The 22,304-nt window shown below is 62.8% G+C and carries 25 protein-coding genes; 9 read left to right on the top strand and 16 right to left on the bottom strand.

Features of this window, described 5'->3' with window-relative positions; genetic code table 11:
- Positions 1–59: 59 nt before the first annotated feature.
- From BLW21_RS10335 to rocD, 3 genes are all read right to left on the bottom strand, one after another.
- Entirely contained in the window at positions 60–590 is a 531-nt protein-coding gene (locus tag BLW21_RS10335; protein WP_092739694.1) for a hypothetical protein, read from the bottom strand.
- An 89-nt stretch (positions 591–679) separates the two neighbouring features.
- Positions 680–910 carry a hypothetical protein gene (locus BLW21_RS10330; protein WP_139255165.1) on the bottom strand — a complete coding sequence of 77 codons (231 nt, stop codon included), beginning with the start codon at positions 908–910 and terminating at the stop codon, positions 680–682.
- A 275-nt stretch (positions 911–1,185) separates the two neighbouring features.
- A complete protein-coding gene (rocD, locus tag BLW21_RS10325) occupies positions 1,186–2,457 on the bottom strand; it encodes an ornithine--oxo-acid transaminase (protein WP_092739690.1) in 1,272 nt (423 codons plus the stop codon).
- Positions 2,458–2,564: 107 nt separating this feature from the next.
- On the opposite strand from rocD, the gene BLW21_RS10320 reads away from it, so the two are divergent.
- The 4 genes from BLW21_RS10320 to BLW21_RS10305 all read left to right on the top strand — a co-directional run bounded on the left by BLW21_RS10320 (position 2,565) and on the right by BLW21_RS10305 (position 5,398).
- Positions 2,565–2,954, top strand: coding sequence for a Rid family detoxifying hydrolase (locus BLW21_RS10320; protein ID WP_092739688.1), 390 nt, complete (start codon positions 2,565–2,567; stop codon positions 2,952–2,954).
- Complete coding sequence (locus BLW21_RS10315) at positions 2,951–3,151, top strand: C1orf53 family protein (RefSeq protein WP_092739686.1); 201 nt, start codon at positions 2,951–2,953, stop codon at positions 3,149–3,151. Before BLW21_RS10320 ends, BLW21_RS10315 begins: the two co-directional genes overlap by 4 nt.
- Before the next feature lie 97 nt (positions 3,152–3,248).
- Entirely contained in the window at positions 3,249–3,488 is a 240-nt protein-coding gene (gene rpmB / locus BLW21_RS10310; RefSeq protein WP_019946872.1) for a 50S ribosomal protein L28, read from the top strand.
- A gap of 287 nt (positions 3,489–3,775) precedes the next feature.
- Positions 3,776–5,398: an aminopeptidase P N-terminal domain-containing protein gene (locus BLW21_RS10305; RefSeq protein WP_092739684.1), complete on the top strand. Its 1,623-nt coding sequence runs from the start codon at positions 3,776–3,778 to the stop codon at positions 5,396–5,398.
- Positions 5,399–5,408: 10 nt separating this feature from the next.
- Here the strand turns inward: BLW21_RS10305 and BLW21_RS10300 are convergent, their stop codons facing one another.
- Positions 5,409–5,837, bottom strand: coding sequence for a thioesterase family protein (locus BLW21_RS10300; protein ID WP_092739682.1), 429 nt, complete (start codon positions 5,835–5,837; stop codon positions 5,409–5,411).
- Between the two features lie 145 nt (positions 5,838–5,982).
- Here BLW21_RS10300 and mnmD point away from each other — a divergent pair, with 145 nt between their 5' ends.
- Positions 5,983–6,663, top strand: a complete 681-nt coding sequence (gene mnmD, locus BLW21_RS10295; protein ID WP_092739680.1) for a tRNA (5-methylaminomethyl-2-thiouridine)(34)-methyltransferase MnmC2 — start codon at positions 5,983–5,985, stop codon at positions 6,661–6,663.
- Positions 6,664–6,683: 20 nt separating this feature from the next.
- On the opposite strand, the gene BLW21_RS10290 is transcribed toward mnmD, so the two are convergent.
- Complete coding sequence (locus tag BLW21_RS10290) at positions 6,684–7,097, bottom strand: rod shape-determining protein (RefSeq protein ID WP_092739678.1); 414 nt, start codon at positions 7,095–7,097, stop codon at positions 6,684–6,686.
- A gap of 90 nt (positions 7,098–7,187) precedes the next feature.
- Here BLW21_RS10290 and BLW21_RS10285 point away from each other — a divergent pair, with 90 nt between their 5' ends.
- Together BLW21_RS10285 and BLW21_RS10280 are read left to right on the top strand one after the other, a co-directional pair.
- The gene (locus BLW21_RS10285; RefSeq protein ID WP_092739676.1) at positions 7,188–8,435 is read left to right on the top strand and encodes a DUF2157 domain-containing protein; all 1,248 of its coding nucleotides are present in this window, start codon (positions 7,188–7,190) and stop codon (positions 8,433–8,435) included.
- Complete coding sequence (locus BLW21_RS10280) at positions 8,432–9,010, top strand: GDYXXLXY domain-containing protein (protein ID WP_092739674.1); 579 nt, start codon at positions 8,432–8,434, stop codon at positions 9,008–9,010. Before BLW21_RS10285 ends, BLW21_RS10280 begins: the two co-directional genes overlap by 4 nt.
- Positions 9,011–9,135: 125 nt before the next feature.
- On the opposite strand, the gene BLW21_RS10275 is transcribed toward BLW21_RS10280, so the two are convergent.
- The 9 genes from BLW21_RS10275 to BLW21_RS10235 form a co-directional block, all read right to left on the bottom strand.
- A complete protein-coding gene (locus BLW21_RS10275) occupies positions 9,136–9,633 on the bottom strand; it encodes an ExbD/TolR family protein (RefSeq protein WP_092739672.1) in 498 nt (165 codons plus the stop codon).
- Between the two features lie 117 nt (positions 9,634–9,750).
- On the bottom strand, positions 9,751–10,335 hold the full coding sequence (locus BLW21_RS10270) for a 5-formyltetrahydrofolate cyclo-ligase (RefSeq protein ID WP_092739670.1): 585 nt from the start codon (positions 10,333–10,335) through the stop codon (positions 9,751–9,753).
- A 44-nt stretch (positions 10,336–10,379) separates the two neighbouring features.
- Complete coding sequence (locus tag BLW21_RS10265) at positions 10,380–11,264, bottom strand: carboxypeptidase-like regulatory domain-containing protein (RefSeq protein ID WP_175470926.1); 885 nt, start codon at positions 11,262–11,264, stop codon at positions 10,380–10,382.
- Positions 11,265–11,339: 75 nt separating this feature from the next.
- Entirely contained in the window at positions 11,340–12,932 is a 1,593-nt protein-coding gene (gene bshC / locus BLW21_RS10260; protein ID WP_092739666.1) for a bacillithiol biosynthesis cysteine-adding enzyme BshC, read from the bottom strand.
- Positions 12,933–13,101: 169 nt separating this feature from the next.
- Positions 13,102–14,415 (bottom strand): 30S ribosomal protein S12 methylthiotransferase RimO, encoded by a 1,314-nt coding sequence (gene rimO, locus BLW21_RS10255; protein WP_092740095.1) that lies wholly within the window; start codon positions 14,413–14,415, stop codon positions 13,102–13,104.
- A gap of 217 nt (positions 14,416–14,632) precedes the next feature.
- Positions 14,633–15,610 (bottom strand): signal recognition particle-docking protein FtsY, encoded by a 978-nt coding sequence (gene ftsY / locus BLW21_RS10250; protein ID WP_092739664.1) that lies wholly within the window; start codon positions 15,608–15,610, stop codon positions 14,633–14,635.
- Between the two features lie 242 nt (positions 15,611–15,852).
- Positions 15,853–16,014, bottom strand: a complete 162-nt coding sequence (locus BLW21_RS10245; RefSeq protein WP_019946887.1) for a DUF4295 domain-containing protein — start codon at positions 16,012–16,014, stop codon at positions 15,853–15,855.
- Between the two features lie 8 nt (positions 16,015–16,022).
- Positions 16,023–16,205, bottom strand: coding sequence for a 50S ribosomal protein L33 (gene rpmG, locus BLW21_RS10240; protein WP_019946888.1), 183 nt, complete (start codon positions 16,203–16,205; stop codon positions 16,023–16,025).
- 214 nt (positions 16,206–16,419) lie between these two features.
- Positions 16,420–18,183 carry an LIC_10190 family membrane protein gene (locus BLW21_RS10235; RefSeq protein ID WP_092739662.1) on the bottom strand — a complete coding sequence of 588 codons (1,764 nt, stop codon included), beginning with the start codon at positions 18,181–18,183 and terminating at the stop codon, positions 16,420–16,422.
- A gap of 124 nt (positions 18,184–18,307) precedes the next feature.
- On the opposite strand from BLW21_RS10235, the gene rlmN reads away from it, so the two are divergent.
- On the top strand, positions 18,308–19,384 hold the full coding sequence (rlmN, locus tag BLW21_RS10230; RefSeq protein WP_092739660.1) for a dual-specificity RNA methyltransferase RlmN: 1,077 nt from the start codon (positions 18,308–18,310) through the stop codon (positions 19,382–19,384).
- 97 nt (positions 19,385–19,481) lie between these two features.
- On the opposite strand, the gene BLW21_RS10225 is transcribed toward rlmN, so the two are convergent.
- Positions 19,482–20,189, bottom strand: coding sequence for a hypothetical protein (locus BLW21_RS10225; protein WP_092739658.1), 708 nt, complete (start codon positions 20,187–20,189; stop codon positions 19,482–19,484).
- Between the two features lie 31 nt (positions 20,190–20,220).
- Positions 20,221–21,192: a YihY/virulence factor BrkB family protein gene (locus BLW21_RS10220; RefSeq protein WP_092739656.1), complete on the bottom strand. Its 972-nt coding sequence runs from the start codon at positions 21,190–21,192 to the stop codon at positions 20,221–20,223.
- 167 nt (positions 21,193–21,359) lie between these two features.
- On the opposite strand from BLW21_RS10220, the gene BLW21_RS10215 reads away from it, so the two are divergent.
- Positions 21,360–22,187, top strand: a complete 828-nt coding sequence (locus BLW21_RS10215; protein WP_092739654.1) for a hypothetical protein — start codon at positions 21,360–21,362, stop codon at positions 22,185–22,187.
- The last annotated feature ends 117 nt before the right edge of the window (positions 22,188–22,304 follow it).

Genomic DNA, 22,304 nt, shown 5'->3' with positions numbered 1-22,304 from the left:
GACACCCGGCCAGCAAGCCCAACACCAACCCAAACGGTAGCAGCCAACGTCTCATCTCCTCACATATTGAAGAACTCCTGAAACACCTCCAGCCACGCCTGCTGCCCGCCCAGGGCCTTCAATATAAAGTAGTAGCCCAGCAGCACCAGCCCCGCCCCCACGCCCAGGCCCAGCCAGCCGCCGAGCAGCAGGCCGCCCACTACGCCCGCCACCACCAGCGCCGCGCCCAGTATCCAGTGCAGCGTATCGGGATGAGTGGCGCGGCTGGCAGTTTCCGGCCGGCTCACGCGCATCAATGCGGGCCGCCGTAACCGGGCAACGGCCCGCACCGGCCGTTGCAAATTGGGCCGAGCCGAAGCCAGCATTGCATTGCGCAAAGGCGCGACGATTACGCCGCCTTGTGCCACCACCGGGGCGGGTATTGTCGGGGCCGCCAGCAAGGTAGCAGCCGGTGAAACGGGGGCAACCGGAGCCGCCAACGAAACGGCCGGGGCCGCCGGCCGGAACGAGAAGGCGGCCTGTTCGCTGCGGCAGCCTATAGTCAGCAGCAGTGCCGCCAGCCACCAGCGTCCGCTTAATGTTTTTTGCATGGCCGCAAGATAAAAACAAACCGCGGCGGCCTCCGCTGCCGGAAGCCGCCGCGGCGGTTCAATAACTCAGCAACGCCCGCCTGCCCCAACTACCGACGGAACAAGGCCGCCTCACCGGCCGGCATCACTACGCGGGTAGCCTGCGGCCCCTGCGAATCGTGCAGCAACACTACTATTTCGGTCGAATCGGCTGGCGTGTACTCGGGCAACGATGCGAACACCCCAGCTGGCTGGGCCGCCAGCGCCAAGCGGCTGGTCTGGCAGCTAGCCAATGAGGAAGCAACAACACCAGCAAGCAGCAACAGGCGGAAAGGACGCATAACGGTAGTTTTGGGGGGATTTGTAGAACAAAGGTACCGGCACCGGCAGGCTGCTCGCTGGTTTCTTCGGTCAACCTTTGGTTGTACACCACCAATTCCTGCGAATTGTCGGCGGCGTCTTTGTCCGCCCGATGAACGGGCCCGCTACCACGACGAACGGCCTGCCAAAAGGCAGGCCGCAGCGGGCAGGATGTTGGCTGGAGTGGAGCAGGCAATAAAGTAAGCCGCCCGTCATGCAGAACATGACGGGCGGCTTACTTTATAATTCTTCTGCTTTAGAAAGCCAGGATTACCTCTTCGATAACGTCGCAGGCCTCGTGGAGTTGCTCCTCGTTGATGACCAGCGGGGGGGCGAAGCGGATGATGTCGCCGTGGGTGGGCTTGGCCAGCACGCCGCGCTCCATCAAACTCACGCATACGTCCCAGGCCGTGCGGCCGTCGGCGGCGGGCGTAATCACTACGGCGTTCAGCAGGCCCTTGCCGCGCACCAATTGCACTACTTCGGGCCGCTTGGCCTGTATCTGGCGCATCCGCTCGCGGAATACTTCGCCCAAAGCGCGGGCATTTTCGGTCAGCTTCTCGTCGATGAGCACATCCAAAGCGGCGCGCATCACCACCGCGGCCAGCGGGTTGCCGCCAAACGTGGAGCCGTGCTGGCCGGGCTGAATGGTGAGCATGATGTTGTCGTCGGCCAGCACCGCCGACACCGGCAGCACGCCCCCGCTCAACGCCTTGCCCAGAATGAGGATATCGGCGTGCACGCCCTCGTAGCAGATGGCCAGCAGCTCGCCGGTCCGGCCCAGGCCGGTCTGGATTTCATCGGCAATAAACAGCACGTTATGCTCGCGGCACAGCGCAGCGGCCTTGAACAGGTAGCCTTCCGAAGGTACCATTACGCCGGCCTCGCCTTGAATGGGCTCAACCATGAAGGCGCATACCTGCGGGTCCTTCAATGCTTCGGCCAGGGCTTCCAGATCGTCGTAGGGCACTACCTGGTAGCCGGGCACGTAGGGGCCGAAGCCGGTGGTCGAGTCGGGGTCGGTGCTGAAGGAGATGATGCCGGTAGTGCGACCGTGGAAGTTGTGCTCGGCCACCAGAATCCGGGCCTGGTTGGGGGCAATGCCTTTCTCCTGGTAGCCCCATTTGCGGGCCAGCTTGAGGGCGGTTTCTACGGCCTCGGCCCCCGAATTCATCAGCAGCGCCTTGTCGTACCGGAAGATGTCGCAGAGCTGCTTTTCGGCCGCCCCGAGCTGGTCGTTGAAGAAGGCCCGGCTCGTGAGCGTGAGCCGCTGGGCCTGCTCGGTGAGGGCCCCGATGATACGCGGGTGGCAGTGGCCCTGATTCACGGCCGAGTAGGCCGACAGGAAATCGAAGTAGTGTTTGCCCTCCACGTCCCACAAATGCACGCCCTCGCCCCGGCTCAGCACCACGGGCAGCGGGTGGTAGTTGTGGGCCCCATACTGGTCTTCCAGCGCCATAATTTCCTGGCTGCGGGTGAGCGTGTCGGTGGGTTGGGCGGTGGCGGTCGGGTGGGAAGTAACGGACATAAGCAGAGCGAAGGTTAAAGCGTGATATTCCCAAAGTTACGGAAAACCCGGTTTGCCCGCCGCAAGCGGCTGCGTCCTCACACCCGCCGCCGCCGTACCTTTAGCGCATGCAAATCGTTCATCATCCAGATGCTCCCGCGGCTGTGGGGCCCTACGCCCAGGCCATCGAGGCCAACGGCTTCGTGTTCTGCTCGGGCCAGACGCCCATCGCTCCCGCCTCGGGCCGGGTAGAGGCGCTGACCATTGAAGACCAAACCCGCCAGGTACTCGACAACCTGGCTACCGTGCTTTCGGCCCGCCACCTGGGCCTGGCCGATATCGTGAAAACGACGGTCTTCCTGAAGAATTTCGCTGATTTTCCGCGTATGAACACCGTGTACGACGCCTGCTTCGGCGAGCATCGGCCGGCCCGCAGCACCGTCGAAGTGTCGCGGCTGCCGCTCGATGCGCTGGTCGAGATTGAGTGCGTGGCCGTGTTGCCCGCCGCCGCCCGATGAGTGCCGCGCGCCTGGCAGCTTTCCTGGCCAAACCGTTGCAGCCCGGCGACTTTTACCTCTCGCCCGAAGGCTATATGGTGTTCACCGAGCAGTACCACCGCCGCCGGGGCTTTTGCTGCGGCAACGGCTGCCGGCACTGCCCCTGGCAGGGGGCAAAAGGCGAAAAGCCGGGGATAAATAAGAAATCTGGCGGCTAATCCGCTATTTTTCAGGGTGCAGGTTTTGTTCCTGCCGGAATATTCCGATCTTTGCGGCCCTGTTTTTCCGAATTGAAACCACTAAGTTCCTGATATCATGGCCCGAGTTTGTGATCTGACCGGCAAGCGTACCCGCGTAGGCAACAACGTTTCGCACGCCAACAACAAAACCAAGCGCAAGTTCTACCCGAACCTGCAGAAGAAGCGTTTCTACATCCCCGAACAGGATGCCTGGGTTACGCTGAAAGTAGCGACCAGCACCATCCGCACCATCAACAAGAACGGCATCATGGCCGTGCTGAAGAAGGCGAAGGAGCAAGGCTTCATCACTTACTAGCTTTCCCGTTTCTCTTCTAGAGAAATAAGCTGATTGGTTAGCACAAAGCTTCCGCAGCAGGTCCTGGTTGAATTTCAATCTGGCCCCGCTGCGGAAGCTTTGTGTGGTTGCGGGTAGGATGCAGGTAGGCCAGCGGGCCCAAGTGGTTGCGGCGGGTTTGGCGGAAGCCGCGCCGTGCAGGGCTTGGCCAATCGGGCCGAAGCCGTAACTTCCGGCCCCGCTGCCGCATTCCGCGCCGGCGGCCTTTCGTTTTGGCCGCTATGCCTGCTTTTCGCTTCCCTTCGAGTTTGAGGCCGCTATGCGTGGCGGCCAGCCTGCTGCTGGTCGCCGCCTCGGCCCGGGCCCAGCCAACCACTACCGCCGGCCCCGCCCGGCCGGCCGATGCACTGAGCCCAGGCTTTCATAAGCAGCGGCGCGAGTTGCTGCGACAGGCGCTGCCGCCGGGGTCCGTGGCCGTGCTGTTTGCCGCGCCCGTGCGCAACCGGGCCAACGATGTAGACTACCTCTACCACCAGAACCCCGATTTCTATTACCTCACCGGGTACGAGGAGCCCGACGCCGTGCTGGTGCTCTTCCAGGCGCCCCAGACGCTGAGCGGCCAGCCGGGCGTTACGGAGGCCCTGTTCGTGCAGCCCCGCGACGCCCGGCGCGAGCAGTGGACCGGCCGCCGCCTGGGCACCGAGGGCGCCAGGCAGCAGTTGCAGCTGCAGTTTGCGGCCGATAACCAGGCGTTTGCCAAGGCCGGCATCCGCTGGGCCGATTTCAGCAACGTGCTGTTCCTGGATCTGCCCACGGATGTGCGCGACAACCCCTCCGACCCGGCCGACCTTTACGACCTGCTGGCCACGTTTCGCCGGCAGGCCGCCGTACCCGCCGATTTCAACCCCCGGCAGGAGGCCCTGTACCAGACCATGCAGCAGCAGGGCGTGACCAGCGCCGACCGCACCCGGCAGATGCTCGAAAACCGGATTCGGCAGCGGCCCTCGGTCGCGCAGGATGCCTACGTGCAGCGCTACCTGAAAGCCTCGACCGATGCCGAGCGGCAGCAGGCGCTGGCCACCCGGCCCGCCCTGCGCTTCAACGCCACCATCCTCGATGGCGCCCTTAATGAGCTGCGGGCCGTGAAAACGCCCGAGGAACTAGTGCTGCTCCGGCGCGCCGTGCGCATTAGTGCCGTGGGCCAGCAGGAGGTGATGAAGGCCGCCCAAACCGGACTGGGCGAGCGGGAGCTACAGGGCATCCACGAGTTTGTGTACCGCCGGTACGGCGCCGAGTTCGAGGGCTACCCCAGCATTGTGGGCGCCGGGGCCAACGGCTGCATTCTGCATTACGAAACCAACAATAAACCCCAGGTTGGCAACGACCTGGTGCTGATGGACTGCGGGGCCGAATACCGCGGCTACTCGGCCGACGTGACGCGCACCATCCCGCCCAGTGGCAGGTTCAGCCCCGCCCAGCGCCAGATTTACGAGCTGGTGCTGGCGGCGCAGGAAGCCGGGTTTGCCGTCTGCCGGCCCGGTGCCACCTTCCAGGCCCCCGACCAGGCCGCCCGCAACGTGGTAGCCGAAGGCTTGCTGAAGCTCGGCATCATTGCCAAGGCCGAGGAGGCGCGCCGCTACTTCCCGCACGGCACCAGCCACTACCTGGGCCTCGATGTACACGACCGGGGCGGCTACGGCCCGCTGGCGGCCGGCAACGTCATCACCGTCGAGCCCGGCATTTACATCCCCGAAGGCAGCCCCTGCGACCAGAAGTGGTGGAACATCGGCGTGCGCATCGAAGACGACCTGCTCATCACGCCCACCGGCTACGAAAACCTTTCGGGTGAGGCCCCGCGCACCGTGGCCGATGTGGAGGCGCTAATGGCCCGTCCCAGCGCCCTCGACGCGTTCAAGTTGCCGCAGCTGTAGCGCCGTGCCGTTATTCACCCCGCAGTTGGGCCGCGTAATCGTCGGGTAGCAGGCGCAGCTTGCGCGTGTTGTAGTCGAAGCAGAGCATGCCGGTTTTGGCCCGCGCAATTTCGCGGCCGCTGGTGGTAGCCACGGCGTACACCAGGTCGAAACCGTACTTGCTGAGGTCGTCGGCGGCCATTCGAATGCGCAGTACGTCGCCGTGGAAGCCTTCGCCTTTGTACTCGATGGCCACATCGGCCATAATGTGGCCCAGGCGGGTAGCGGGGTCGAACTCGGGCTGGCCAAGGTGGGCCAGAAACTGCACCCGGGCCTCGTGGAGCAAACTCAGCAGCGCGTCGTTGCCGAGGTGGGCGCCGTAGTTGAGGTCGGTGATGCGGATGGGCAGCTCAACAGTGAACAGGAATTTCTCGGGCAGATTGACCTTGACGCGGGACATATTATTGGAGCTTGGTGCTTAGGGAATAGTGCTTAGGCGGGAGTAAAGAACGTCATTCAGCACATTCCACGAATCAAGCAACGATCCAGAATGACGTTCTTTACGCCCAACGAAGCTCTATCCACCAAGCACTAAGCTCTAATCCATGCACCCCGACGTGCAACTTCGCCCCACGGCCGACGGCTCCGGCACGCTCTACGTGCCGGCCCTCGATGAGCACTACCACAGCACCCACGGGGCCGTGCAGGAGGCCCGGCACGTGTACCTGGCCGCCGGCCTGGAACCCGCGCTGGCCGCCGCCACCGGCCCGGTACGGGCGCTGGAGGTCGGCTTCGGCACCGGCCTGAACGCGCTGCTGACCCTGGAACGCAGCCTTACGGCCGCCGTGCCGATTCAATATGATACCGTGGAAAAGCACCCGCTGCCCTGGGAGCTGGTGCGCGAACTGGCCACGGCCCCCGCGCTGCAGGTGCCCCCGCTGCCGGCGTTCCGGCAGCAGCTGCACGAGGCGGCCTGGGAGCAGCCGGTGGCCCTCACGCCCAGCTTCATGCTGCGCAAGCTGGCCGGCGAGCTGCAGAACCTGGCGCTGGTTACCGGGGCTTATGAGGTCATCTACTTCGATGCCTTCGCCCCCGACAAGCAGCCCGATATGTGGACCGATGCCGTGTTCGGACAGCTGTATGCGGCCGCCGCGCCGGGCGGCTGCCTGGTGAGCTACTGCGCCAAGGGCAGCTTCAAGCGCAGCCTGCGGGCCGCGGGCTGGCAAACGGAGGCCATTCCGGGCCCGCCCGGCAAGCGCGAGATGACGCGGGCGTGGAAGCGGTGATGGAATGTTCGCTGGCAGTTTCAGGTGACCAAATCAGGCGGCATAAACGCCCCGCCTTTCAATCCCATCGCCAGCTTATGAACGGCTTCCTCGGTGCTCAATTCATCGGTATGTGGCACTATGAAAACGCGCTTTGCACCGACATGGTCGGATATATCTCGCAACGCCCTTTTTTCCACTTCATATAACCCGCCGCCCAAGTCTACCATGTGCTGGATGAGCATAGTATGGGACCGCCAACGGGTAGGAAGCTCCTTGATTATGCTTTTGAGATGCTCCTCGGCAGCATGGAAATCCGCTATCAACATTCTATCGGAAGAAAATTTCTGAGAAGCTTGTCGGCGTATCGTTAGGTTATCCTTCAGATAGGTTACTTCCATTTCATCTGGATAAATCTTTACGTATAGGTTGCTACTGGCAAAAAGGTCAAGCATAGCTCTTGTGTTGATAACTGATTTATTGGATTTGGGCAAATTACGGCCTGCTTCTGCCTTCTCCCGCATCCTGCGTAAGTTGCCGCCCTTATGAGTCGAAAGTTACTGGAAATGGACGGGCCGGAGTGGGTGCGGCGGGGCGTGATTACGGAAGATCAGCGCGCGCAGCTGCTGGCTCTGTACCCCTCGGAGGCCAACGCCATCGGGCTGCTGCCGCTGCTGGGAAGCCTGCTGGTGCTGCTGAGCGCCCTGAGCGTGGTGGCGGCCAACTGGCAGAGCCTGCCCGAACTGCTGCGGCTGGGGCTGCTGCTGGCCACGCTGGTGGCTGCCTACGCAGGCGGCGAGTATTTCCGGCGGCGCGGCAACACCAGCCTGGGCATGGGCCTGGTGGCGCTGGGCCTCGTGGTGTTCGGGGTCAGTATCGTGCTCACCAGCCAGCTCTACCAGCTCATCGGCTACGACCTGACCGGGCTGCTGGCCTGGGCCGTGGCCGGCATGGGCCTGACCTGGCTGTATCGGAGCCGGCTGCTGTTTCTGCTTACGGTCATCATCAGCGGCATTGTGCAGGGCTACAACACCGGGCAGCTTGGCGCCTTCAGCTACCTCACGGCCGCCGGCACAGCCCTGGGGCTGGGCCTGTACTGGTGGCGCCGGCCCGATGCGCTGCTGGGCGGCGTGCTGGCCGGCGGTCTGCTCTGGCAGGCGGCCCTGCTGATCAACCACCTGCACGTCAAAATTACCTGGTTCTTCATCCCGGCCATGCTCGTGTACGCCCTCGGCGACTGGCAGGCCGACCGCCCCGCCGGCCGGGCCCTGCAGGGCCCGCCGCTGGCCGCCGCCTTTCTGTTCACGCTGGGGCTGGCGTTGTTTGGCGAGTCGGACTTTTACGCCGGGCAGCTGCGGGCGCCGCTGGTACCCTACCTGGCGGCGCTGGTGGCTGTGCTGGCGTTGTCGGTGGTGGGCAAGCAGCGCCGCGGCCGCCTCAGCAGCGCTACCGACTGGCTGCTGCTGCTGCCGGGCTTCTACTTCACGGGCGGGCTGCCGTTGGCCGTGGCCACGCTGGTGGTGCTGTATGCCTACTCGGGCAGCGTGCTGCTGCGCGCCCACCAGGAGCAAAACCCCGACCGCGTAACGCTGGGCACGGTGCTGTTCGTGCTCACCACCGCCGTGGCCTACTTCAAGCTGACGTGGGGCTTTTTCGATAAGTCGTTGTTTTTCCTGCTGGGCGGGTTGCTGCTGCTGAGCCTGAGCTGGTGGCTGCAACGGCGCGCCGCCCGCACCCTGGCCGCCGCCAACGCCGCTAGTGCTTCCGCCGCCTCTGCTGCCCCCAAGCCATGACCGAGCCGCTCCTTTCTCCCCTGAACCCGGTGCCGGCCGCCGCGCTGGCCCTGCCCGCCCATCACCGCCGCTGGTTGCTGTGGCTGGTAGCGGCGCAGGTGTTGTTTGTGCTGGGCGTGGCGGTGGCCGGCTATGCCACCGCCGCGCTGGGCCGCAGCATCACGCTGCAAACCGAGCCCGTCGACCCACGCGACCTGCTCTACGGCGACCATCTGCGCCTGCGCTACCAGATCAGCGAGCTGCCGGGCAGCCTGTGGCGCGGGTCCACGCTGCCCCGCCGCAAAGACGCCGCTTACGTGCTCCTCGAGCCCCAAGCCGCAGGTGTGGACTACGCGGCCGTGGGCATCTACCCCGAAGCCCCCGCCACCACCGGCCAGCAGGTGGTGCTGCGCGGCTCGGTGCAGGATGTGTGGCGGCGTGGCCTGCGCCTGCGCTATGGCCTGGAGCGCTATTACGTGCCCGAAACCATGAACCGCCAGATGCGCCAGCGTCGCCGCCTGCGCGTGCAAATCAGCATCGCCCCCTGGGGCCAGGCCCGCATCACGCAGGTCGATACGCTGGGCGCGGTGCGGTGAAGGAAGCGAAGTGCTAAGCCAACCGCCTGTCATCCTGAGCGCAGCGAAGAACCTATATAGAAGCTGACATCAGATAATAGTTTCTGTATAGGTCCTTCGCAAGCTCAGGATGACAGCCGATTTTACTACCGTGCCGCCAGCAGCTTTTTATCGGCTTCGTTCAAATCAACCAGCGCGTATTTGCGCTGGCCGGTGATGTTCATTTCGTCCAGCACATCTACCAGGTTCTGGTAGCTGGCCTGGTTGCTGGGCTTGATGAGGACTACGCCGCCGGGCTGCTGCTGAAACCCGAGCAGTACCTGGCGCAGGCCGTCGGCGGCCAGAGTAGTGCGGTGCAGCTGGTCGGTGGCCGGGCCGGGGTTGAGGCCGAAGAAGTAGCGCACCTCGCTGTTCTTATCCAGCAGCAGCGTCAGGGCCTTTTTCGGGTCTACCGAGCTTTCCGGCCCCGGCGCGGGCATGGCCAGCTCCATCACGCTGGGCTTGTTGAAGGTAGTCGTGAGCATGAAAAACGTCAGCAGCAAAAAGGCCAGATCCACCATCGGCGTCATATCGGGGTGGAAAGACCGTTTGGTAGCGCGGGGCTTCCCGGATTTGGGAGCGGCAGTTGGTTGAATGCTGGCCATGCTGACGGGGTTTTAGTGAAACATAGCCCCTCAACGATACAGATAAACGCAATATTGCGCGGGTCCTATCTCCCACAGACGGACGCGGAGGATTGCGGAACGCTTCGCCGAGCCATTCTACAACTCAAACTGCCACAGCCGCTCCGGCGTCAGGCAGGCACGCAGGCGCACGTCGCCGGCCCAGGCGTCGGCAATGTGCGGTACCGGTGGCTCCAGGCTCACGCCAATCCGCAGCGTATCGGGGCGGCATTGGGCCAGAAACTGGTCGTAGAAACCCTTGCCGTAGCCCACGCGGTGGCCGGTTTCGTCGAAGGCCAGCAGCGGTACCAGCACTGCATCCAGGGTTTCGGAAGCCACCTGCGGCGCATCAGCGGCAGGCTCCGGGATGCCCCAGCGGCTGGGCGTCAGCGGCGTATCGGGGGCCAGGGCGTAATGGCGCAGGGTGCGGCCGTCGGGCTGCACCACCGGCACGGCCAGCTGCAACTGCGGGTACTCGGCCCACAGCTGCCGGATGAGTGGCCAGGTATCGGGCTCGTGCTGGCGGGCAATCGGTAGAAATACGTGCAGCCCGCGCCACTGCGCCACCGGGAAACCGGCCAGCAGCTGCGGCCACAGCGCGGCGCTGCGGCGAGCTACTTCGGCTTCGGGCAGGGCCTGGCGGCGGGCCAGGGCGGTATGACGTAGGTCGGCTTTATTAATCACTGATTTTCTGACCGTTGATTACGTCGGATTTTCGCTGGTACTGGTTAGTCCAGGGCAGTTACGTTGAACCCTATTTTGAATTGCATGCCGGCCAGCCGGGCACCGAGCGACATCGTTTCCCAGGCTCCCTGACTGGTTTTGCGGATGTAGGGAGGCTTGCTGAAATAGCCCAGCGCCGCGGAGAAATAGACGTTCTTACGCAACTCATGCATCTTCTGCGTCTTCGCCATGTTTCCGCCGGCCACCCATTCCAGCGTCAGCAGAAAATCTTCATCCAGCACCAGGTTATCCGCCGTCAGGTCTACTACCAGGGGGCCGGCGTTGTTCGGGCGGCTGGAGCTGTGCACGATAATGTCGCGGCGGTTTAGCTTCTCGTTGGAGGGCTGGCCGTCGGGCAGCAGCCGGTACAGATTTACGCGAAACGTTAGGTCGGTGCTATCCTGGTACAACAGGTTGAATCGGGCCTGCTGCACCTTGGTTGGCTGGTGCCGGAGGTTAATGATGACGCCCACTTCCGCGCCGTGCCCCTCCACCGCCATGCCGGCAATTATCACCTCTGAATTGCTTGTGTTGCCCAGCGTCAGGCGGCGCTTGAACAGCCCTGGCGCCTGCACTCGCACGTCGGCTAAGGCAACGGCCGCGGGTGCCAGCGCCGTGGCCGGCCGGGCCAGCAGTTCGCGCAGCAGCACCCGCCGCGGCTCAAAGCCAATGCTGGAAAGGCGCACCGTATCGGTTAGGTTGGCGGCGGTGTAGGTCAGTTCGTAGTGGCCATGCTCGTCGGCCACCGTGCCCACGCTCTTACCGGGAATCCCGATGTTCACGTAGGGCACCGGCTGGTTCGTGCTGGCTTCCGTAACGGTGCCCGTCAGGGTTTGGGCACGAGCCACTGACCCGAAGGCCATCAGCAAAAAGAATCCGACAGTTTTCAAAAGGTTGGTTACAGCCATCAGCAAGAGGAAACAAAGGTTCTTCTCCCTGATACCTAAACCGGCCCGGCGGTTGCCTTATACTTCTTCCAGCAGCGTAAACTCCAACGCCAGTGGGTCGAAGACTTCGAGGAGCTGGTTGATGAAATCGGGGTTGTTGATGAGGATGTTGAGCACGTTGTCGGAGCGCTCCTGCAGGCCGCCGCCGGGCAGCAGCTTGTCGCGCAGGCCGCTGAGCTGCTGGTAGGCCGTTTCGTGCTTGGCTTCGGCGGCTTTGCTGAGGCGCTTTTCCAGGTTGCTGAGGATGCCGCTGGCCTTCTGTTGCTCGGCGGCTACGGCCTTCACCAGCGAGGGGTCGAGGCGCTGGGCCAGCGCGGCTACCTGCTCGAAGGCGGCAGCCAGCTGTTGCTGCTGCTCGCGCAGGTCCACTTCCTCCTGGCCCAGATGCGCGGCCAACTGCTTTTTCAGCTCCGGCAGCTGCTCGAAAACGGCGGTGTTGGCCAGCCCCAGCTTGCGCAGCTTGCCGGCGTTAGCCTTGCTGATGAACTGGGCCGAGTTGCGCAGCAGCACTATCGGAAACGGCACGCCGTTCTGCTCGAACACGCCCTTGAGCTGGAACCAGTAGGCCACCTCGGCTCCGCCCCCAATGTAGCACAGGTTGGGCAGCAGCAGCTCCTGGTACAGCGGCCGCAGCACCACGTTGGGGCTGAACTGCTCGGGGTGCGCGGCGGCCAGCGCCAGCAGCTCGGGCCGCCCCAGGGTCTGGGGGGCGCCGTCCACGGTCAGCGTCACCGAGTCGGTGGCCTGGTCGTATTCCAGCCGCTCGCGCTGGCCTTCTTCAGTGATGAAGAACAGGTTGAAGGGCCGGGCGTACACCTGGGGCTTGTAGCCGGCGGCCTCCAGGCGGGCGTCGGCGGCCTGCACGGCCTGGTACGAGGCCTGCTCGCGCAGCTCCTGTTCCAGCACCGGGGCCAGGGCCTGCTTGAGCGCCGGCACATCCGCATCGAGGCTCACCAGCCCGTACTCGCCAAACAAACCCATGGCCAGCCGGTGGGTGGCCTCGGCCAGCGTCTTCGACTGCGCGTAGGCCTCGCGGAATAGGGCCGGCACATCGGCCGGCAGCTGGTCGAGCACCTGCTCAGTCAGGCCATCCAGTGCCATGCGGCCCACCGGCTGGCCGGTTTCGGGCGCGTTCCACTCGTAGGTCTTGCCGAAAAGGCTGAAATTGTTGATTTCGGCGAAGTCATGGTCCTCAGTGGCCAGCCAGTACACCGGCACGAAATCGTACTGCGGATACGCCTGCTTGAGCTGCCGGGCCAGTTTAATGGCCGACACAATCTTGTAGATAAAGTACAGCGGCCCGGTAAACAGGTTGAGCTGGTGGCCGGTGGTTACGGTAAACGTCGTGTCCTTTTCCAGCAGCGCCAGGTTGGCCTGCACGGCGGCCAGGGCTTCGGGCAGGCCGGCGTACTGCTGTTGCAGGGCCGACACCAGCCGCTGCCGGGCCTCGGGCGAGTAGGCCGCCTGCTTTTCCTTTATCTGCTCATCAAAAGCCGACAACTCCGGGAAACGGTGATAAAAGGGCTGCAGGGCTTCTTTCCGGGCCAGGTAATCAACGAGCAAAGAAGAAAACGCGCCGGTTTCGGCGTAGGGAAGCGTAGTTACGGTCATGGGCGGGGAGGGTAATCCGGCTATAACCGGCCAGACGCCACAAAGTAACGGGGAGTTTTTGTAGCAGCCCGGAAAACGCCCCAGGGCTGAAGCCCTGGGCTACGGAGCGCGCCAACCGGAACGCTGAGTAGCCCAGGGCTTCAGCCCTGGGTAAGAGGAACAAATGGGCCTACACCAGCCGGCCGTACAAATCGAAATCTGAAGCCTCCGTAATTTCCACCTGGGCGAAGTCGCCGATGCGCACGAACGTGTCGTTGTTGGCGGGCACCAGCACTTCGTTGTCGACCTCGGGCGAGTCGTACTGGGTGCGGCCCACGAAGTAGCCGCTTTCCTTGCGGTCGAAGAGCACCTTATAAGTCTGGCCGATTTTCTGCTCGTTGAGCTCCATCGAAATGCCCTGCTGCAGCTCCATAATCTGGTCGGCGCGGTCCTGCTTCACCTCGGCCGGCACGTCGTCTTCGAGCGTATAGGAGTGCGTGTTGTCCTCGTGCGAGTAGTTGAAAATGCCCAGCCGGTCGAAGCGGGTATCTTCCACGAAGCGGTAGAGGTCCTCGAAATCAGCCTGGGTTTCGCCGGGGTGGCCGGCAATCAGGGTGGTGCGCAACGCAATGTCGGGCACGCGCTGGCGGATGGTGTCGACCAGCTCGCGGGTGCGGCGCTGGCTGATACCCCGGCGCATGCTCTTGAGCATGTTGTCGGAGATATGCTGCAGCGGCATATCGAGGTACTTGCACACGTTGTCGCGCTCGTTCATCACGTCGAGCACGTCGAGCGGGAACTGCGAGGGGTAGGCGTACTGCATCCGGATCCAGTCGATGCCTTCCACGTCGGAGAGGTGGCGCACCAGGTCGGCCAGCTTACGGGTGCCGTAGTGCTCCAGGCCGTAATACGTCAGGTCCTGGGCGATGAGAATCAGTTCCTTGGTGCCCATGCTGGCCAGGCGCTTGGCCTCCTTCACCAGGTCCTCGATGGGGCGGTCGGTGTGCTTGCCGCGCATGAGCGGGATGGCGCAGAACGAGCAGGGCCGGTTGCAGCCCTCGGCAATCTTGAAGTATGCGTAGTGCGCGGGCGTGGTCAGCAGCCGCTCGCCCACCAGCTCGTGCTGGTAGTTGGCCTCCAGCTTCTTCATCAGCTGGGGCAGCTCCAGGGTGCCAAAGTAGGCGTCCACCTGTGGAATCTCGCGCTCCAGATCGTCCTTGTAGCGCTGCGAGAGGCAGCCCGTCACGTAGAGCTTCTCCAGGCGGCCGGCCTCCTTTTCGTCGGCGTAGCGCAGAATCGTGTCGATGCTTTCCTGCTTGGCGTTATCAATAAAGCCGCAGGTGTTGATGATGACGATGTTGGCGTCGCTGGTGTCGGCTTCGTGCGTTACCTCGAACTGGTTGGCCCGGAGCTGGCCCATGAGCACCTCCGAGTCCACGATGTTCTTGGAGCAGCCGAGGGTGATGACGTTGACTTTATTGGCCTGCTGGCTTCTTACTTTCATGCTGGGTTGGGAAGGCGGGCGGCCGGGCAATTTCTTCTGAGTGAGAAACTTGCCCGCTTTCAGCCCGCGGCGAAATTCGGACCGCAAAGGTACACACCCGGCAACGCCTTTTCCTAAGCAGAAGGTTTCTTTGTAGAGAAGTGGTGCAGATGGACAGCAAAAAAAGCACGTCATGCTTCGGCTGCGCTCAGCATGACGGTTTTAATGGTCGTTCTACCTATTTCTTGAACAGCGAATTCACGAACGTGGTCCTATCAAACAGCTGCAAATCGGTCATTTTCTCGCCCACGCCGATGTAGCGCACCGGCACCTGTAGCTGGGCCGAGATGCCGATAACCACGCCGCCCTTGGCTGTGCCGTCGAGCTTGGTAATGGCCAGGGCCGATACGTCGGTGGCTTTGGTGAACTCCTGGGCCTGGAGGTAGGCGTTTTGGCCGGTGCTGCCATCGAGCACCAGCAGCACCTCGTGGGGCGCGCCGGGAATCACCTTCTGCATCACGCGCTTGATTTTGCTCAGCTCGTTCATCAGGTTCACCTTGTTGTGCAGGCGGCCGGCCGTGTCGATAATCACCACATCGGCGCCCATTTCCACGCCTTTCTGCACCGCATCAAAGGCTACGGCGGCCGGGTCGGTGTTCATGCCGTGCGAAATGACTGGTACGCCCACCCGCTCACCCCAGATGATGAGTTGGTCGACGGCGGCAGCCCGGAATGTGTCGGCCGCGCCCAGCACCACCTTCTTGCCCGCCGAGTGGAAGCGGTGGGCCAGCTTGCCGATAGTCGTGGTTTTGCCCACCCCGTTCACGCCCACCACCATAATCACGAAGGGCGAACCGGGGCTGTCGGGCCTATCCAGAATGGCCCGCGAGCCGGTGGCGCTGCTGTTGGCGTCGAGTAGCGCCACAATTTCCTCCCGCAGAATCACGTCGAGGTCGGCGGTGCTCACGTACTTGTCGCGGGCCACGCGCTGCTCAATGCGCTCAATCACCTTTACTGTCGTATCAATGCCCACATCGGCGTGTACGAGCATGGTTTCGAGGTCGTCGAGTACGGCCTCGTCTACGGTATTGCGGCCGGCTACAGCCTTGCTGAGCTGGTCGAAGAAGCTGGTTTTCGTCTTCTGCAACCCCTCATCGAGGGCCTGCTGCTGCTCCTTGTTTTCCTTGTCCTTCTTGAAAAAATCGAAGAGGCCCATAGGGGTCAGGGGTCTGGGTTGGTGAGGATATGAGGGACTAGGTTAGCAAAGAACGTCATTCTGCGCAGAGCGACGAATCTCGCGTGCTACGGTAGCCCTGTTGTCAGGAGTTACCGTAGCACGCGAGATTCGTCGCTCTGCGCAGAATGATGTTCTGGATTCTCAAAACCTCTCTATGCAAAAAAGTCCCACGCTGGCGGGACTTCTTCACTTCGTATCAGGTAGCCCCAAGGGGCAACCGGCTACTTAACGCCGGTGGTGATGTAATCCTGTACTTTATCAACAGGTACCATTTCCTCGCGGAAGGTGTAGGCACCAGTTTTCTCCGACTTCACCGCGCGAATTACCTTCGCCCAGTCTTTGCCGGTAGCGGTCTTCAGGGTTGCTACTACTTTCTTTGCCATGACGCGGGTTACTTAATTTCCTTGTGAACGGTCATCTTACGCAGCACATTGTTGAATTTCTTCAACTCGATGCGCTCGGGCGTGTTCTTACGGTTCTTGGTGGTGATGTAGCGCGAGGTGCCCGGCTGCCCCGAGTTCTTATGCTCAGTGCATTCAAGGATTACCTGCACCCGGTTGCCTTTCTTAGCCATCTCGACGGGGTTTTTGGATTAAGGACTGCAAAGGTACAAGGGAAATCGGCATTGACAAATACTTTGTTGATAATTGGGGCTTTACAGCCTTCCGCCAGCCATAAGAAGCCCAACGCAGGCTTCAAGCCGGACAAACAAACCGCTAAAAAGCCGCCCCACCGCGGCTTTTCGGCCCGATACGCCCAACCTAAAGTGGCGCTTGTGCCCGTTGCTGCTATCGTTGCGCGGCCGGCGGCCGCACCCGAAAACCCTCGGCCAGCGAGTTTCCCCGGAACTCCAGGCCCGGCACAATGGCGTGCGTGCAGGGCAGCGGGGTTTCGCCGCAGGGGCCCAGCTCCCCGACGGCAACGCGCACCACTTGGCCCCCAGGCAGGCGCACCGGCCGGCTGGGCAGCAGTGGCGGCAGCGTGGGCCAGAGCAGGCCCGCCACCGCGCCGGGCCGGGGGTGGCGCAGGCCGTACACCGGGTCGCGCATCAGCTGCAAGGTGCCGACCACAACCGCCGTCAGCATTAGTGTGCCCAGCCAGCGGGGCAGCGGTAGTGGCAGCCAGGGCCAAAAAGCCAGCACCAGCAAAAAGCCCGCGCCGAAACGGTAGTCGGGGGCCAGTGTGAACCAGAACAGACCCCCAGCCAGGGCCACCAGCCAGCTGCTCAGCCATCCGGGCTGGCTGAGGCTGAGCTTGCGCAGGCCCGCCGACCGCCAGGCCTGCCAGAGGGCTACGAGCGGCGCCACGGCCGCCAGCACGAGCAAGACTGTGGTTATGGGTGAATTGTGCGCCTCATACTGCCACCAGCGCGGCAGCCATTGCTGCCAACTCGTTTCCACCGGGCCGTAGCGGGCGGCCGGCAGCACGTCGCGGGCTATGTTGGTAACGAGCCGCTGCTCGATCAGCACCAACTCGGGCGGCATCCGCCAGTCAACGGGCAGGCCCGGCAGGCCCGGCAGCGGATACACGGGGTAGCCCGAAAGCACCAGGTTGCGGATCAGCCAGGGCAGAAAGACCACCACGCCCAGCCCCAGCAGTGTCGGCCAGACCCGGTTGGCTGGCCCGCTGGCTGTTGGGACGTGAGCGGCCCGGTGGGCCACCCACCAGCCGTGCAGCGGCAACAGCAGGATGGGCAGGGCCGAAAGCTTGATGGTAACGGCTACGTAGCTCAGCAGCGTTAGTAGCAGCAGCCGGGGCCGGCCGGCGGCGCCGCGCACCTCATATGGGCCTAAAAAACCACTGTAGAGCAGGAAAATAAAGCTCAGAAAGATAATTAGCGCGCAGTCGGGAGCAGGACTGGGAAGGTGCGACCGGAACACGTAGAAATACGTGCCGAATAGCAACAGGGCGGCCCCGGCACTCACTGTGCGGGCGGCTTTGTCGGCATGTATGCCGCGCGCTACCCCGCGGGCCGCCGCGGCCGCCAGCAAAACACTCAGGTAGGTTGGCAGCGGGTAGTAGGTGCCGGTGGGGGTTGGGATGGCAAATACGGCCGTGCCCAGAAACAGGTGCGAGTTGAAAGCCAGCCGCCCGTGCAGGTTGCCCAGGCCCGGCACCACTGCAAACCGCTCCAGCCAGTGCAGGGTTTGCAGGTAATACAGCTGCTCATCGTAGTTGTGGCTGCGGCCCTGCTGGTAGAGCAGCAAAGCCAGCAGCAGCAACCCCAGCAGGCCCGCGCCCGCCCACCAAGCCACCGGGTGCGGGGCCGCCCACCAGCGGCGCAGCTCCGCTGCCAGGGCCCGCCGCTGCCCCAGCAGCAGCGCCGTTACCAGCAGGGCCAGTCCGCCGCGCACGGCCCCGCTGCCCAGCGGCAGCACCAGCGACACGGGCGCCAGCCCAACCAGCAGCAGCGCCACACCCGCCAAGCTCAGTACTTCCAGTGGCAGCGGCAGCACGGCTGGGCGGTTATCCGCCAGCGCCCGCCAGGCCGACCAGCCCAACGTAGTCGTAACAAGGGCCAGCAGCAGCCAGCTTCCCAGGATAAGCAGCATAGGAGGAGAATTTTACCGCCAAAGTAAGCGCTTTGGCCGCGGCCCCGTTCGGCCGGACCGGCCCGCGCCGCAAAACTGCCCCGCCACAGGAACCCAACTGCCTTGCGGGTTGTATCTTTGCGCTATGATGATGCTAGACCTGCCCGTAATTTCCAAGCGCGACATCCGTAAACTCAGCCCCGACGACCTGAAGGCGTTTATGGTGGAGAACGGCGAGAAACCCTTCCGCGCCAAGCAGGTGAGCGAGTGGCTGTGGAAGAATACGGCCGGCACGTTCGAGGAAATGAACAACATCAGCCTCGCCACCCGCGAGTTGCTGGCCCGCCACTTCGTTATCAACGGCGTGCAGGTGCAGAACCAGCAGGTCAGCAACGATGGCACCATTAAATCGGCCTTCCGGCTGTTTGACGGCAACATTGTGGAGGGCGTGCTCATCCCGCACGATACCCGCATGACGGCCTGCATCAGCTCGCAGGTGGGTTGCTCGCTCACGTGCAAGTTCTGCGCCACCGGCTACATGGACCGCAAGCGCAACCTCGACGCGGCCGAGATTTACGACCAGGTAGTGCGCATCCGGGAGCAGTGCGAGGCCCAGTACGGCACGCCGCTCACCAACATCGTGTACATGGGCATGGGCGAGCCGCTGCTCAACTACGCCAATGTGGTCAAAAGTATTGAGCGCATCACGGCCCCCGACGGCCTGAATATGGCCCCGCGCCGCATTACCATCAGCACGGCGGGCATCGCCAAAATGATTAAAAAGCTGGCGGATGATGGCGTGAAGGCCAATCTGGCCCTGAGCCTGCACGCGCCCAACGACACGAAGCGCAACGAAATCATGCCCATCAACGAGGCCAACTCGCTGGCGGCGCTCGAAGAGGCGCTCAAGTACTACCACCAGGCCACCGGCCGCAAGGTCACCTACGAGTACATCGTATTCGAGAGCTTCAACGACACGCTACAGGACGCCGAGGAGCTGTTTCAGATTTCGAAGTGGCTGCCCTGCAAGGTCAACCTCATCGAGTACAACCCCATCGAAAACGCCGACTACCGCAACACCGGTGAGGCCAAGCTGCTGGCCTTCCACAAGTACCTGGCCGACCGGGGCGTGCAAACCAACCTGCGCCGCAGCCGCGGCAAAGACATTGACGCCGCCTGCGGGCAGCTGGCCGTGAAGCAGCCGCAGGAAACGGCTGCATAAGCAGGCGGCTTAACGCGTATTGCAAGAACTGAACAAGCGCGTGGCCCGGTGCATATGCATCGGGCCACGCGCCGTTTATGGGTGATTACCAGGCTTATTACTGGTCCACTTTATCGAAGTCAGCGAATAGAATCAGTACCTCAGGGCACTGTGGAGCCATCAGGGCGAAAATTTTGCTGCCTAGCTTCTCTATTTCCCCGTCAAGAAAAACACTGGTTCCGTAGAATTTATTGAGCTGCTTGGCACGGGGTTTCATAGTGCTGCCCAGTGCCTGCGTTACCAGTGCCATGCGTTGCGCCGGAGCAAGCTGCTGCATTTCGGTTACCCGGGGGCTAAGGTCGCGGCACATGGCCGCCGCAAGTGGTTGCAATAGCTTGGTTTCTTCGGGCCGCAGCCCTAGTTGCTGGTTGAGCTGCTCGCCACCCAAGCGCATAAAAAGTTGCTGGCCCATGGGGCACTCCTGCATCAGCAGCAGGCCCACGCGTCGGCCCAGCTGCTCGCCCTCTGCGCGCGCGCGCCGTTCGCCTATGCTGGTCAGGAGAGCGGCCAACTCTGCGTTACGGGTAGCGGCCTGCAAGAACAGACGGCCAAACAGTTGCTCGGCTTCTGTTTGCGAGAGCCTAGCAAGGGGATTTTTCTGGTTTTCCAGTTTCAGCTGCTGGCATATATCAGCACTAGCCTGCTGAATTAGCCGCCGCTCAGTGGCGCTGTCGGCCGCGCCGCCGGGGGTGGTTTGGGCATAGCCGCAGAGGGGGGCAATAGCGAAGATGAACAGGATAATAACTCGTCGAATAGCGTTTTTCATAGCGCCGAAAATACGCTGAAATTCCGGTGGCTTACTTGTGCCATTTGCCCTCGGCGGGCGGGCGGCCGGTGGCTTTTTCGGCGGCGCTTTCACCGGGCGGAACTACGCGGGTTTCGATGCGCACGGCGTGGGCCTTGGGCTGGACTTTCTGGCCGAAGGCGTCGGCGAATTCCTGGGTGAACTCTGCCCCGAAAAACACAATGAGCGAGGAGTAGTTGATCCAGATCAGCAGCACAATGGCCGAGCCCGCCGCGCCAAAGGCCGAGCCGGGGCTGGCTTTGGAGATGTAGAAGGCAATCAAGAATTTGCCCAGCACGAACAGCAGGGCCGTGATAAAGGCGCCCACGCCCACATCCTGCCAGCGGATAATGGCATCGGGCAGGAAGCGGTAGATGAGGGCGAACAGCAGCGTGGTAACGCCAACGGAAAGCAGAAAATCGACCAGTTTGATGGCAAATACGCCAATGGCCGGAAACCAATCCTTCAGTTGGTCGGTGAAAACGCTGAGCACGGCACTGATGACGAACGACACCAGCAGCAGCAGAGCGATGCTCAGAATCAGGCCAAACGAAAGCAGGCGCTGCTTCAGGAATTGCCCGATGCCCATGCCGTCGGTTTCGACGCGCAGGTTCCAGATGTCGTTGATGCTGTTTTGCAAGGTGACGAAGAAGGTGGTAGCGGCAAAAATTAGCGTGCCCAGACCGATAACCGTCGAAATCAGCCCTTGCTGCTTGACGGTGAACTCGGCAATGCTGTTTTGCAGAAACTCGGCCGATTCGGGCCCGATGATCCCGCGCAGCTGCCCGTAAATCTGACCCGTTACGGCCTCGTTGCCGTACACGGTGCTGGCCACCGTGATGACGATGAGGAGCAACGGCGGCAGCGAGAAAATAGTGTAGTACGACAAGGCCGCCGCGTGCCGGAACGAGTTGTTGTCGATGAAGGCATTGACCGACGACTTGAAGATGCTGACGACGTCGGAAAACCGGTAATGATGAGCCATGAGTGCGAAAAAACTAGGTAGAGCGTGCTGCTAGTACGGTGGCACTTGGCCGGGCGTTCAACCAGAGCCGCCGAAAGGTTGTTGCTTTGCGCGGTTGCCGGCCCGGCCCGCTGGCCTGCCGGCGCCCGTAACCCGACTTCTTATTCTTCTGCTAAAATCTGATAATCATGCGTACAACCTCCTTCTCGCTACTGCTGGCCCTGGGCTCGCTGGCGGCTTGCCAGTCGCAATCGGGCACTGCCACAACGGCCAAATCCGGCTCGCCCCTGCCCGCGGCAGCCATGGCCAACGGCGCCTACCCGGCCGCCGATGGGTTCGACATGGCCGGCTCCGACGCCCGCGCCCTGGCCCTGGCCGACCAGGTGATGGAGAAAATGGGCGGCTATGCGGCCTGGCAGCAAACCCGCCTGCTGGGCTGGGACTTCCTCGACGGCTCGTACCAGCTCTGGGACAAGCAAACCGGCGACTTCCGCTGGCAGAAAGATGACCTCGTAGCCCTCTATAATCTCGGCACCAAACAAGGCCAGGTGTACCGCGCTGGCCAGGATATTTCGGCCTCGCCCGAGGGCCAGAAGCTGCTGAGCCGCATGTACCCGGTTTGGGTGAACAACTCGTGGTGGCTGCTGATGCCCTTCAAGCTCAAGGATTCGGGCGTGACGCTCACATACAAGGGCCCCGGCCAGCTCATGAGCGGCCAGCCCGCCGAGGTGCTCAACATGACGTTTAAGAACGTGGGCGTCACGCCCGACAACAAGTACGAGGTGCTCATCAACCCCCAGACCAAGCTGGTGGAGGAGTGGGCCTACTTTCCCAAAGCCACCGACGCGCAGCCCTCCTTCCGCCGCCACTGGACGGCCTACCAGCAGTACGGCTCCATTATGCTGGCCACCGACCGCTCCGATGGCAAGGATGGCCGGGGCCTGGGCCACGTTTCGGCCTCGGCCACCGTACCCGCCGATCTTATGCAGAACCCGCGCCCGGTAGAGAAGCTATAAGGTAAGGGAAGAGCAAGAAAGATCGTTGCTCCTCGAAAACGCGTCATACCGCGCCGCCGAAGCATTTCTACTGCCTTAGAAATGCTTCGGCGGTGCGGTATGACGCGTTTTTAATTT

Origin of the sequence: Hymenobacter psychrophilus, assembly GCF_900107135.1 — a bacterium.
GTDB lineage: Bacteria > Bacteroidota > Bacteroidia > Cytophagales > Hymenobacteraceae > Hymenobacter > Hymenobacter psychrophilus.
The sequence above is the reverse complement of the archived record's forward strand: the minus strand, read 5'-3'. Positions and strand labels throughout refer to the sequence as shown.

Bases quoted from the DNA above. Each gene is read 5' to 3' on its own strand.
- rpmG (WP_019946888.1), bottom strand. From the start codon at position 16,205: ATGGCTAAGAAAGGCAACCGGGTGCAGGTAATCCTTGAATGCACTGAG.
- rlmN (WP_092739660.1), top strand. From the start codon at position 18,308: ATGATGATGCTAGACCTGCCCGTAATTTCCAAGCGCGACATCCGTAAA.
- BLW21_RS10315 (WP_092739686.1), top strand. From the start codon at position 2,951: ATGAGTGCCGCGCGCCTGGCAGCTTTCCTGGCCAAACCGTTGCAGCCC.
- bshC (WP_092739666.1), bottom strand. From the start codon at position 12,932: ATGACCGTAACTACGCTTCCCTACGCCGAAACCGGCGCGTTTTCTTCT.
- BLW21_RS10335 (WP_092739694.1), bottom strand. From the start codon at position 590: ATGCAAAAAACATTAAGCGGACGCTGGTGGCTGGCGGCACTGCTGCTG.
- BLW21_RS10290 (WP_092739678.1), bottom strand. From the start codon at position 7,097: ATGCTTGACCTTTTTGCCAGTAGCAACCTATACGTAAAGATTTATCCA.
- BLW21_RS10275 (WP_092739672.1), bottom strand. From the start codon at position 9,633: ATGGCCAGCATTCAACCAACTGCCGCTCCCAAATCCGGGAAGCCCCGC.
- BLW21_RS10280 (WP_092739674.1), top strand. From the start codon at position 8,432: ATGACCGAGCCGCTCCTTTCTCCCCTGAACCCGGTGCCGGCCGCCGCG.
- BLW21_RS10245 (WP_019946887.1), bottom strand. From the start codon at position 16,014: ATGGCAAAGAAAGTAGTAGCAACCCTGAAGACCGCTACCGGCAAAGAC.
- mnmD (WP_092739680.1), top strand. From the start codon at position 5,983: ATGCACCCCGACGTGCAACTTCGCCCCACGGCCGACGGCTCCGGCACG.
- BLW21_RS10330 (WP_139255165.1), bottom strand. From the start codon at position 910: ATGCGTCCTTTCCGCCTGTTGCTGCTTGCTGGTGTTGTTGCTTCCTCA.
- BLW21_RS10215 (WP_092739654.1), top strand. From the start codon at position 21,360: ATGCGTACAACCTCCTTCTCGCTACTGCTGGCCCTGGGCTCGCTGGCG.
- BLW21_RS10220 (WP_092739656.1), bottom strand. From the start codon at position 21,192: ATGGCTCATCATTACCGGTTTTCCGACGTCGTCAGCATCTTCAAGTCG.
- rimO (WP_092740095.1), bottom strand. From the start codon at position 14,415: ATGAAAGTAAGAAGCCAGCAGGCCAATAAAGTCAACGTCATCACCCTC.
- BLW21_RS10285 (WP_092739676.1), top strand. From the start codon at position 7,188: ATGAGTCGAAAGTTACTGGAAATGGACGGGCCGGAGTGGGTGCGGCGG.
- ftsY (WP_092739664.1), bottom strand. From the start codon at position 15,610: ATGGGCCTCTTCGATTTTTTCAAGAAGGACAAGGAAAACAAGGAGCAG.
- rpmB (WP_019946872.1), top strand. From the start codon at position 3,249: ATGGCCCGAGTTTGTGATCTGACCGGCAAGCGTACCCGCGTAGGCAAC.
- BLW21_RS10300 (WP_092739682.1), bottom strand. From the start codon at position 5,837: ATGTCCCGCGTCAAGGTCAATCTGCCCGAGAAATTCCTGTTCACTGTT.
- BLW21_RS10235 (WP_092739662.1), bottom strand. From the start codon at position 18,183: ATGCTGCTTATCCTGGGAAGCTGGCTGCTGCTGGCCCTTGTTACGACT.
- BLW21_RS10225 (WP_092739658.1), bottom strand. From the start codon at position 20,189: ATGAAAAACGCTATTCGACGAGTTATTATCCTGTTCATCTTCGCTATT.
- BLW21_RS10320 (WP_092739688.1), top strand. From the start codon at position 2,565: ATGCAAATCGTTCATCATCCAGATGCTCCCGCGGCTGTGGGGCCCTAC.
- rocD (WP_092739690.1), bottom strand. From the start codon at position 2,457: ATGTCCGTTACTTCCCACCCGACCGCCACCGCCCAACCCACCGACACG.